This is a genomic window from Pseudarthrobacter sp. RHLT3-21 (assembly GCF_059383495.1).
In genome coordinates, this window is sequence record NZ_JBWZCI010000035.1 from 17,255 (window position 1) to 27,568 (window position 10,314).

General features: G+C 58.8%; 11 protein-coding genes. 9 read left to right on the forward strand and 2 right to left on the reverse strand.

Annotation, left to right across the window (positions count from 1 at the left end; all coding sequences use genetic code 11):
• Window positions 1-2 precede the first annotated feature (2 nt).
• The 6 genes from AC50YA_RS21705 to AC50YA_RS21730 all read left to right on the forward strand — a co-directional run bounded on the left by AC50YA_RS21705 (window position 3) and on the right by AC50YA_RS21730 (window position 5,647).
• Window positions 3-1,004 (forward strand): polysaccharide deacetylase family protein, encoded by a 1,002-nt coding sequence (locus tag AC50YA_RS21705; protein ID WP_494984250.1) that lies wholly within the window; start codon window positions 3-5, stop codon window positions 1,002-1,004.
• A 110-nt stretch (window positions 1,005-1,114) separates the two neighbouring features.
• Entirely contained in the window at window positions 1,115-2,152 is a 1,038-nt protein-coding gene (locus tag AC50YA_RS21710) for a sugar ABC transporter substrate-binding protein (RefSeq protein ID WP_494984251.1), read from the forward strand.
• 150 nt (window positions 2,153-2,302) lie between these two features.
• Window positions 2,303-3,769 (forward strand): sugar ABC transporter ATP-binding protein, encoded by a 1,467-nt coding sequence (locus AC50YA_RS21715; RefSeq protein ID WP_494984261.1) that lies wholly within the window; start codon window positions 2,303-2,305, stop codon window positions 3,767-3,769.
• Complete coding sequence (locus tag AC50YA_RS21720; RefSeq protein ID WP_494984252.1) at window positions 3,766-4,791, forward strand: ABC transporter permease; 1,026 nt, start codon at window positions 3,766-3,768, stop codon at window positions 4,789-4,791. Before AC50YA_RS21715 ends, AC50YA_RS21720 begins: the two co-directional genes overlap by 4 nt.
• A 65-nt stretch (window positions 4,792-4,856) precedes the next feature.
• On the forward strand, window positions 4,857-5,300 hold the full coding sequence (locus AC50YA_RS21725; RefSeq protein ID WP_494984253.1) for a DUF2437 domain-containing protein: 444 nt from the start codon (window positions 4,857-4,859) through the stop codon (window positions 5,298-5,300).
• Window positions 5,201-5,647: a fumarylacetoacetate hydrolase family protein gene (locus AC50YA_RS21730; protein ID WP_494984254.1), complete on the forward strand. Its 447-nt coding sequence runs from the start codon at window positions 5,201-5,203 to the stop codon at window positions 5,645-5,647. The genes AC50YA_RS21725 and AC50YA_RS21730 overlap by 100 nt, the downstream gene beginning before the upstream one ends.
• On the opposite strand, the gene AC50YA_RS21735 is transcribed toward AC50YA_RS21730, so the two are convergent.
• Both AC50YA_RS21735 and AC50YA_RS21740 read right to left on the reverse strand, forming a co-directional pair.
• Window positions 5,636-6,259, reverse strand: a complete 624-nt coding sequence (locus tag AC50YA_RS21735) for a response regulator transcription factor (protein ID WP_494984255.1) — start codon at window positions 6,257-6,259, stop codon at window positions 5,636-5,638. The two genes, AC50YA_RS21730 and AC50YA_RS21735, sit on opposite strands and share 12 nt — an antisense overlap.
• Window positions 6,256-7,380, reverse strand: coding sequence for a GAF domain-containing sensor histidine kinase (locus AC50YA_RS21740; protein ID WP_494984256.1), 1,125 nt, complete (start codon window positions 7,378-7,380; stop codon window positions 6,256-6,258). The genes AC50YA_RS21735 and AC50YA_RS21740 overlap by 4 nt, the downstream gene beginning before the upstream one ends.
• A 791-nt stretch (window positions 7,381-8,171) precedes the next feature.
• Here AC50YA_RS21740 and AC50YA_RS21745 point away from each other — a divergent pair.
• The 3 genes from AC50YA_RS21745 (at window position 8,172) to AC50YA_RS21755 (ending at window position 10,282) form a co-directional block, all read left to right on the forward strand.
• The gene (locus tag AC50YA_RS21745; protein WP_494984257.1) at window positions 8,172-9,011 is read left to right on the forward strand and encodes a protein NO VEIN domain-containing protein; all 840 of its coding nucleotides are present in this window, start codon (window positions 8,172-8,174) and stop codon (window positions 9,009-9,011) included.
• A gap of 293 nt (window positions 9,012-9,304) precedes the next feature.
• Window positions 9,305-9,883, forward strand: a complete 579-nt coding sequence (locus AC50YA_RS21750; RefSeq protein ID WP_494984258.1) for a recombinase family protein — start codon at window positions 9,305-9,307, stop codon at window positions 9,881-9,883.
• 255 nt (window positions 9,884-10,138) lie between these two features.
• On the forward strand, window positions 10,139-10,282 hold the full coding sequence (locus AC50YA_RS21755) for a hypothetical protein (protein ID WP_494984259.1): 144 nt from the start codon (window positions 10,139-10,141) through the stop codon (window positions 10,280-10,282).
• Window positions 10,283-10,314: the final 32 nt, after the last annotated feature.

Sequence of the window (10,314 nt, forward strand, 5' to 3'; positions counted from 1 at the left end):
CAATGGGACACCTGCAACTACCTGAGGGCAAAAAAATTGCCGTAAACCTCGGCACAGATTTTGATGCCCAATCGCTCTGGATGGGCGCGTTCAACCGGGTCTCACCCGCCACCATGGCTCGGGGCGAGTACGGCGCCGAAGTCGGCGTACCCCGCCTGTTGGACCTTTACGACCGGTACAACGTCAAATCGACCTGGTTCACGCCGGGACACTCGGTCGACACGTTTTCCGAGCAGTGCAAACAGGTCCTCGACAAGGGACACGAATTTGGACATCACGGCTACTACCACGAGGTCCCCCCGGGAATCACCAAGGAAACGGAAAAGCGGCTCATGCAGCTGGCCTTCGATTCCTTCAAAAAGGTGCTTGGAATCCGGCCAACCGGCTACCGCTCACCGTATTGGGACTACAGCGATAACACGCTGGATCTGGTGGAAGAGTTCGGCTTCACCTACGACAGCAGCCTGATGGCCCGCGACCTCGTCCCCTACTACCCTCGACGCTGGCAGGTTCGCTGGGAACAGGGCAACATTCCGGGCAAAGCAAGCCACGTCCTGGAAATTCCCGTCAACTGGTACCTGGACGATTTCCCCCCGCTGGCCTACACGGGACCCCAAGCGGGCATGCAGGACACAGAAACAATCCTCCGACGTTGGCGGGACATCTTCGACTACGCCTACGACAACGTGGCCAACCCCGTCTACGCGACGTGCGTGCATCCCCAGATCATCGGTCAGGCGCACCACATCATGTGGTACGAGCGGCTGATCGAGCACATCGCCTCCAAGGACGGCGTATGGTTCGCAACCTTGGACGAAATCGCCGCCGCCTGGGTTGACGACGACGAAGACCACCGCCTGCAGTCGCTTCCCGACGTGCGGGGAATCGAGGAGCCCCCGGCCGACTCCAGCTTCGCTCGGGAAAAAGCAGCCGCAGCCCGGCCGGTCCAGCACCTTCGTGAGGACGACCTGGAGTCCCTCGCAGCCGAATACGCAGCCGAATAGCACCGCCCTTGCCCGCTGGGGCGCTCCTACAGCGCCCCAGCGGGCCTAACCCACAGGCCAGCTGGCCTAAGCACCCATAATTTTAGATTCAGCGATCCCTAAGGATGACTATGAAACCTTCAATAACCGCGGCTGCCGTGCTCAGCGCCTCCGCTCTCCTGCTGGCAGGCTGCTCAACAGCCAGCTCACGGGCAGAAACCGCCAGCTCGACGGGCGTCACGCAAGCGGCCGCCACCTCCGTGAAAAATCCAGCGGACCTGAAAATGGCGTTTTTCTCGTCAGGAACCAGCAATGAGTACCTGAAGGTCGCCATTGAGGACGCCAAATCAGTTGCGGCAAAGGAGGGGTTCAAACTTGACGTCTTCGACGGCCAGTGGGACGCAAAGGTTCAGTTTGACCAAATGCAGACCGCCCTGAGCAGCGGGAAGTACAACTCCTTTGCGGTCGAGGCAATTGACGGCAACCTGGTGTGCGACCTTCTTACCAAGAACGCGCCCGAAGCCGGCGTCATGGTCACGCTCTTCAACGTGCCGATCTGCGGGCGTGCAACAAAATCCGGTGCCGAGGTCTGGGAACCAGGAACGGTGACGTTCGTCGGCGGCCAGACTCCGGAAGTCTACGACGCCTGGGTTGCAGAGGTAATGGCTGCCTACCCGAATGGCGCAAAAATTGCACTGATTTCCGGGCCGCCGCTCAGTGCCAACACCATTAATTTCACCAATGCGGCCGAAGCTTTCAAAGCCAACCCCAAGTACGAGATTGTGGCTTCGCAGACCACGGACTACACAACCCCCAAAGCTTTCAGCGCAGCACAAACCATCGTCCAAGCCAATCCCGGCGTGGACGTCATTATGTCCAACTACACAGGCATGACCAGGGGTGTTGCACAGGCCACTGCAGGAACGCACATTGCCGTCTACGACTTCGGCGGAGACCAATGGGCCCTGGACAATGTGACCTCCGGCGTGTTGACGGGAACAGTAATGATGCTTCCGCGCCAAGAGGCCGCCGCGGCGGTTCAAGCAGTTGTGGATCACGTCGAAGGCAAGAAAGTACCGCAGTTCATAGACCTTTCAAAATCGGGTTCCCTGCCTGGAACACCGTTTGTCACCAAGGCCAATGTCTCCAAATTCAAGGCCGAGTACTAAGCAATCGCGTCCGGCCGGGAACGAGGACGTTCCCGGCCCGACGCCGAGTACTAAGCAATCGCGTCCGGCCGGGAACGAGGACGTTCCCGGCCCGACCAGTCAGGGGGCATAACATTGAACGAATCAACGATTGCGGCGGAATGCGACCATGTGTCGAAGAAGTTCGCCGACAAATACGCTGTTCACGGGGCAACCTTTCAGGTTGAGGCGGGCAAAGTACACGCACTTGTGGGCGAAAACGGAGCTGGTAAGTCAACCCTTCTGGGCATGATCAGCGGACGGGTGTCCGCCACTGAGGGAACCGTGAGGATTATCGGGACAGCCCTCACTAAGGCAAATCCGCGACAGTCAAGGATGCATGGACTGGTGGTCGTCTATCAGGAACTAACCATGATTCCGGCCCTCACTGCGGCCCAGAACATGTTTTTGGGACAGAACGACAGCCGCGGCGGATTCCTTCAGGAGTCGCACATGCGCTCACAGTTCGTCACCATGTGCAAGGAGTTCGACGTCGACATCAACCCGGACACCGCAGCTCGCGATCTGTCCGTTTCCCAACAACAGATCGTGGAAATTCTTCGCGGCGTGCAGGCGCGTGGCAGGATTCTCATCCTCGATGAACCAAGTGCGGCCTTGGCCGAGCACGAACGGGAAACCTTGTACAAGATATTGAACCGGCTGCGCAGTCAGGGCACAACAATCATCTTTGTCAGCCACAACTTGGATGAAGTCCTGCAGCTCAGCGACACGATCACCGTCCTTCGGGACGGGAAAATCATCCGCACCGCTCCGCGCAGCGAGTGGACCAAAGGCTCGCTCGTGCATGACATGGTCGGCAAGGACGTCGTCGTCGACCGCCGCACCGACCGCCACGAACTCGGGCCGGCGATCCTCTCCGTGAAGAACGTTCAGATGCCCACAGTGGTCAACGGAATTACGCTTACAGCCCGCCAGGGAGAGATCGTGGGGCTCTGGGGTCTCGTCGGTTCCGGCCGGACCACCTTTATGCGCAGCCTGGCCGGTCTGGAACCGAGTTCCGGCGGGGAACTTGAGCTGGAAGGCCGTGAACTACCATGGCCCGGCTCGGCCAGAACTGCCATTGACTACGGAATCGCCCACGTCACTGAGAGCCGCAAACACGGCCTGGTGCTGGGCATGGATGGCGCCAGCAACTACTGGATGGGGCGCAGAACGCCCTCCCCCTGGTGGCTGTCTCCTGCCCGGGAAGTACAGGGTGCCGAGGAAAAGGCCATCTACTTCGGGTTCAAGCCCGAGCGGCTGACGGAGCCCGTGAAGAATCTGTCCGGCGGCAACCAGCAGAAAGTTCTGCTGGCCAAGTGGGCCGGACGTTCGCCCAAAATCATGCTCGTGGACGAACCCACACGGGGCATTGACGTCGGCGCGAAGTCCGAGGTCATGGCCTCACTTGTCAGACTTGCGAAGGACGGAGCCGCAATCATCGTGACCTCATCCGAGCTTGAGGAAGTACTCGCCATTTGCGACCGGCTTCTCGTCTTTTCCCATGGCCGAGTAGTGAGAGAAATAGACACCGCAAGCAACCCCTACACCGTGAGGGACATCGTGAAGTTTGGATTTGGAGAGGATGAAGTCGCATGATAAAGAACACTTTGATGGAGCCCCAAGCAGCTGACGTCGGCCAGCCGGTTCCAGGAGCCCGTATCGCTATTTCCGCCCAAGGAATCAACTGGGCTTATCTGGCCGGAAAATACAGCATGGTCGGCGTGCTGGTTGCACTAATCGCGGTAGCAACAGTCCTATATCCAGGTTTCCTGTCGGCAGGGAACATCGGGAACATCCTGAGCCAGAACGCCGCGGTCGGCATTATTGCCGTTGGTATGACATTTGTGATCATCACCGGCGGCTTCGATCTGTCGGTCGGCGCGGTTTATGCCCTGGGATCAGTCATCTACGCCGGCGTTACGCTCCAGACCGGTTCCGTCCTCATCGCAGGTCTCGCCGCTCTGCTGGCTGGCATCATCGCCGGAATTGCCAATGGCGCGTTGGTTTCCCTTCTCAAGATCAACCCCTTCGTCGCCACCCTCGGCACCGCTTCGGTTATTTCCGGTATTGCCTACATCTACTCAAATTCTTCGCCTTTCATCGTCAACAAGATTCCTGAGTTCCGGGATCTCGCACTGACTTACATTGCCGGCGTTTCCCTCCCTATCTGGATCCTGGCGGCAGTTTTCATCATCGGGACCGTAGTGCTAGCAAAGACCAGCTATGGCCGCAATATTGCAGCGATCGGAGGGAACTATGAAGCTGCGTGGCTGTCAGGGCTGAGGGTCAAAGGTCTGTCCTCGGGTGTCTATATCCTTACTGGCGGTCTGGCAGCTCTGGCAGGCATGATGGATTCCTCCCGCCTCGGCGTAGGACAGGCTGACGTCGGCGCGACAATAGCCCTCGATGCCATCGCGATCGTCGTTGTGGGCGGCACTTCGCTTCTCGGCGGGGAAGGCGCGGTTTGGCGCTCGGCAATAGGGCTACTGATCCTCGCGGCGCTCACTAATGTCTTCTACAGCCTTAATGTCACCCAGAACTGGCAGCTGATTGCCAAGGGAACAATCGTCGTTGCGGCTGTAGCCGTCGACGCCCTTATACGGTCCAGGAGTCGATGACAAGGGCGTTTGAATCCAATGGAACTGTTCCTATGCATCGGCTGCGGGCGAGAGATGAGTGCGTCATGAAAATTGCCCGCTTCGGCACGGAGGACGATTCTCGGTACGGGATAGTCGATCACTTGGAGCTCCTCGTACTTGACGGGAATCCCTTGCATGACGGCGTAACGAAAACGGGCGAGCGCATACCTGTGGCCGACACGGTCCTTCTCGCCCCGGTTAGATCGCCTTCCAAGGTGGTGTGCGTGGGCCCAAACTACGCAGCGTTCGGCCATAATCCACGGTTCGAGGCGGCCGCTGATCCGACGATGTTCCTCAAATTTAGTTCATCGGTCATCGGACCAGGGGAGACCATTCAGATACCACCAGTGGAGGGCCGGGCCGTCTGGTACACGAGGGCGGCCTCGCCGTGGTCATTGGGAAGACAGCCAAAAGAGTGCGCGCCGCGGATCATGCCCGGTACATCTACGGGTACACAATCGCGAATGATATTTCGGCAAGGGACCTGATGTTTGCGGAAGGCCAGTGGGGGCGCGCCAAGGCGTACGACACCTTTTGCCCCGTGGGACCGGTGATCGAGACGGATCTCGATCCAGGCAACCTGCTGATCGAGACGTTCGTTGATGGCGAACTCCGACGCAGGGGCAGCACATCCGAAATGCTTCACGCTATTCCTGAATTGATCGCGTTCGTTTCAGACGTGTGCACTCTGCTGCCCGGAGACCTGATACTGACGGGAACTCCGCGAGGAATGGGCGGATTCACTGACGGACAAACAGTGGACATCCGCGTAGAAGGGATCGGCATGTTGAGCAACCCGGCTCGACACCGGGAGGCCACCCTCTTAATCCAGTAGATGCATGGACATGGCCAAATGCACCAGTTCCGCCCTTCGCTGGAGGTTGTGCCGCTTGAGCATGGCCGAAATATGGAACTTGACCGTGTGAGGGCTGATATGCAGCTTTTCGGAAATATCGTAGTTGTTCGATCCTCTGGATACTTCAGACACGATATCGAGTTCGCGGTCGCTGAAGGCCGGCGCGGATTTTGGGCTGAGGGACTCGCGCAGGAGCGAGGCGGACAGCCTTGAATCAAAATAGCTGCCGGTCCGGAAGACTTCGCGGAGGATATCAGGTATTTTCCGTGTGTTCGTATCTTTGAGGGCATAACCTGATGCTCCGGCCTGGACGGCCTGCCTCAGTAGTGCTGCGTTTCCATAGGCACTGAAAAGAATAACCTTCGTGGCTGAGAAAGTTTCGGTCAGGAGTGAGCAGACTTCGATACTGCTCTCGCCGTCCAACTGCAGGTCCAGTAGGGCAATATCCGGGGCAGTGGCTTGGAGTAAGGCGGATGCGTCGCGTAGCCGACTCGTCGCGCCCACCAGCTCGAGGTCTTCCTCGCGTTGGGCCATTGCCGACAGCCCGTCCTGGATGACCTCGTGGTCGTCTATGACGCAGAATCGGATCACTGCTTCCTCCCAGTTCGAAGACGGTCCACGTGGGCTGTAACCGTGAGGCCGTGGGGCGTTGTCGTTCCAAAAGTGAGCTGGCCGCCAACCGAATTGACGGCTTCCTGCATTCCTCCGACACCAAGGTGCAGCGGCGATGCGGGGTTATCAAGTTGTCGTTGGGGCATCCCGCGGCCGTTGTCGCGGATGCTCAGAGTGGCCTGCTGAGCGTCGAGATCGAGTTGTACGTGGATGTGGCTGCATCCGGAGTGTCTCTCTGCATTCACGACGGCCTCCTGGCCGACGCGGATCAAAGCATTGGCCGCCGGGACCGACATCGTACTGAATCGTGGTTCGATGTTTTCACCGTGGCTCCGGGTTATTCCGGGAACGTGCCGCAGCTCCATGATCCTGTTAATGACGCTGTACGCGTCGGTTTCTCCGTTGGAGTCCTCTTCAACAAATGCCTGCGACAGCTGGCCTCTCAGCGCGTCCATCGCCGATTCAATAGCCTGCTCGATAGCTGCGAAGTGCCGTTGAGCCTCGCCAGAAGGCACGGTTCGTCGGCTCTCGTCCACAACGTAGCCGATCTCCACCAAGCGCCGGACCACGGAATCGTGAATGGCGTAGGCAAGGCGTTCCCGTTCCTCACGCTTGATTACCTGACCGCGATACTCGTCGATCCTGAGTTGTTCGAGGCCGAGCATCGCAAAACCTGTGAATTCCTCCAAAATCCGCTCATCCGTTTCGCTGAACGCGCGCAGACGGCGGTCTCCAATGTAGATGACAGCACTGACTTCCCCGTCGACCATCACCGGTGCGGCCATGGCCGATACGATGCCCTCTCCTTTGGTTTCAGCAATGAAAGCGGACTTCAACTGATGATCCCGTGAGTAGTTTAATGATCGAACCGGACGCTGGAGTAAACGCGCAAGCCCTCCCAGACCGTGTCCCTCCTCGACTTGCAGTCCTCGGAACGCGGGCGTGTGGATACCCAGGGTTTGAGTGAAGGAGAAAACTGATTTATCTCGCTGAGGCATTGCCAGGTACGACACCTCGGTGTTAAATAGCCTCTTTGCAGAATGCAATATGGCCGCAAGCCGCGACTCGGCATCGGACATGCACGCGTTGGCTTCAGCCACCTCTTTCAGCGCCGCGTGTAGATCACCTCTAATCCTGGACATTCCGGCAGTCCTGCCAGTCTGAACAGCGTTGACAATTTCAACGGATCGGCGCGCGGAGGATACGCCCGACGTGAGAGGCTCCAATGAGGAATTTCCCAGTATCAGAGCACCGACTCCACTGTCATCGCTCCAAGGAACGACGACGGCGGAAGACAGACGGAGAGATCGCTGGCGCAGGAGAGATCGTATGCTCATATCAACGGCCAATATTGGTCGTTTTCCGACCGGACTGTCACTAAGGGTGAGCGGCTCGTTGGGCCGGAAGAAGTCTCCGCCGTCACGTGTTGAGCTGGCTAACGCTACGGTGCTCGCAGAAGAATGAGGCCGGTAGGTTACGATCGCAAAATCCGCTTCGAGGGCCATTCGATTTCCCTCGAGTATGGTGTGGAGCGCCCCCTGGATTTCGTGTGACATGCCCCCATCCAAGATATAGGGGTCAGTCACGACGAACATCGCTTCTCCGGCGCCTCTTGTCTTTCATGTCATTCATGTTTGCTCCGCATTGATGACGCGCCGACCAAGCCATTATTATCTCATACGTTTGTTTCCGCTCCGTGTACCGTCGGCGTGAATCCGGTCGGGGAGCTATCGGTTCGTCGGCCGCGGGGCTTCCTCGCCCGGTGTTCGGTCGAGCGTCTCAGCAAAGGATCCCCTGACGAGACGCCGGCCGAGCTCCGGCGAGCTGACGGCACCAGGTACCACCCGCTGTCGTGCGCGGTTCGCTGAGATTGGTCGGCGATACTCGATTCATGGTTATCAACATCAGGCTCAGCGACCGACAGACTGCCGACAGCGATGATCCGCTTGAACGTGATTGGTACGGCTATGACCCTGGGGCAACACCGGAGCAGCCGTGGGCGAACAACCGCGGCGACTGGTCTCTGAAGGCAAGTAAGATCGCAGAGCAGCGATGGGCAGCCCTCATCTATCAAAGTCGGGTTGTGTTGGTCGCGGAACTCATGGACCCGGATCACGAGAGCTTGGTGATTAGTAGCACGGGGAAGCAAAAGAAAGCGCTCATAGGCCGCGTTCTACCGCCTGAGCATCCGATTCATGAGGCCTTGAGGACCACGCCGGTCAAATACCCGCCGCACCACAGGAACTCAATTTTGTATGGCCCGGACCCTGAGACTGCCGGCGTGGTGGACGCGGGCCTAGCTGAGGCGCGGGATCTACCCGGTGCAGGGGGCCAAGGGCTACAAATGGACGCCGACGTCCGCAAAGCGATTGAGAACGCTGCACAGGATCGTTTGATGCGCCACTACCGAGTTCGGGGCTGGACCGTTACAGACACCCGGCAAAATCATCCCTACGACGCCGTCGCGGTCAGGGATACCGAGCGGCTCTACCTTGAAGCGAAAGGCACTCAGAGCAGGGGTGACTCGGTCATCGTTACGCGCAATGAGGTCTATCACGCCCGTCAGTATCCGGGGCTGTGCAGGATGGGCGTGTGGTCCGGGATGCGGATGATCACGGACGGGTTAGTGGATCCTAACGCGGGAACTTTCAGGATCCTTCCGTTCAATCCAGACGATGGGCAACTCCTCCCGCGTGACTTCGATTGGACTCTTCCAGGCGACGCCAAGTGATGACGACCGAGAGCGCCCGCCGTTGTCCGCGGGACGGCCGCCGCACCAAAGCCCCCATCAGAGGGGGAGCAGCACTTGGATGGCACGGCGCCATCCACGAAGTGGATATGAGCCCCTGGGAGAGGGAGTTTTACGTCCTATCAAAGGTTCCTTTGATGAGTCAGCGGCGCTCCGGTCGGTCACTCATAACTGGTTCATGATTTTTCAGGTCACGCTCTGTCCCAACAATGTGTCTCACTCTGATATTCTCAACATCACTTATTTTTGTCCTTTGATAAGACTAGGGGAGTGGGATGGCGCGTCTTGGGTACGCACGAGTCAGCTTGGCGGATCAAAGCACTGATCTGCAGATCCGTGAGCTGGAGGCTGCGGGCTGCGAACGGATCTACCGGGACCAAGGAATCAGCGGGACCCGGGTAAGCCGTCCGGAGTTGGATAGGATGCTGGACCGTCTCGGCCGCGGAGATGAGGTGGTGGTGTGGAAGCTGGACAGGCTCGGGCGCAATACCCGCCACCTGCTGGAGTTGCTGGATGATTTCAAGTCGCGCGGCATCAAGTTCCGATCGCTTCGGGATGGCATCGTTACTGACCCTGATAGTGAGGTCGGGGGAGCGATCGCCCAGGCCATGGTCACGATCATTTCCGCTTTCGCCCAACTCGAACGTGACCAGCTTTCCGAGCGCACTCGGGCTGGCATGGCTGCTGCGGCCGAAAATGGTCGAAAGGCAGGCCGACGGGAAGTCACCGCTGACCATGACAAGGTGAAGCGCACACATGAACTAAAGGCGCGTGGCCTCAAACCAGCTGACATAGGGAAAATCATCGGGGCGAGCCGTGCCACGGTGTACCGGTACCTGAGCATGGAATCCTGAGGCGAAGAGGGTCGCCGTCCCGAAAGTTACCTGTGTGACTGTCGTGCAGGGGCCAGATTTTGGGACAACATTCGGGATGGTCAGATTACGCGGGACCGCGCGAATCCGGATCCCGCGAGGGAGTGTCCCAACTATGGTGATCTGGTTCCAAGGAAGTGGGACGGTGCCTCGGCGGGGGTGCAGGGGCTCGCCCGGTGAGGGGGTGCCCCCGGGCACTCAGGTGTTGTTTACAACGGAAAAGGTCCGCAAGGTCTAGTGCTCCAGGGCGACGCCGTGGTGGAGGACAAGGAGACTGAGGCCAAGTGGGGCGTAGGTCTTCGCGAAAAACCCGTTCCCACGGTGAACCCCATCGCCAACGAAGAGAGTAAACCGCGGCGTACGAAGCAGGCTAAGAAGTAGTCGACTTATCCGACTCGAAAATTTCGCCGGCC

What these genes read in the sequence shown, in the direction of transcription:
- AC50YA_RS21745 (WP_494984257.1), top strand. Translation starts at nt 8,172, where the DNA reads ATGGTTATCAACATCAGGCTCAGCGACCGACAGACTGCCGACAGCGAT.
- AC50YA_RS21725 (WP_494984253.1), top strand. Translation starts at nt 4,857, where the DNA reads ATGAAAATTGCCCGCTTCGGCACGGAGGACGATTCTCGGTACGGGATA.
- AC50YA_RS21750 (WP_494984258.1), top strand. Translation starts at nt 9,305, where the DNA reads ATGGCGCGTCTTGGGTACGCACGAGTCAGCTTGGCGGATCAAAGCACT.
- AC50YA_RS21720 (WP_494984252.1), top strand. Translation starts at nt 3,766, where the DNA reads ATGATAAAGAACACTTTGATGGAGCCCCAAGCAGCTGACGTCGGCCAG.
- AC50YA_RS21705 (WP_494984250.1), top strand. Translation starts at nt 3, where the DNA reads ATGGGACACCTGCAACTACCTGAGGGCAAAAAAATTGCCGTAAACCTC.
- AC50YA_RS21710 (WP_494984251.1), top strand. Translation starts at nt 1,115, where the DNA reads ATGAAACCTTCAATAACCGCGGCTGCCGTGCTCAGCGCCTCCGCTCTC.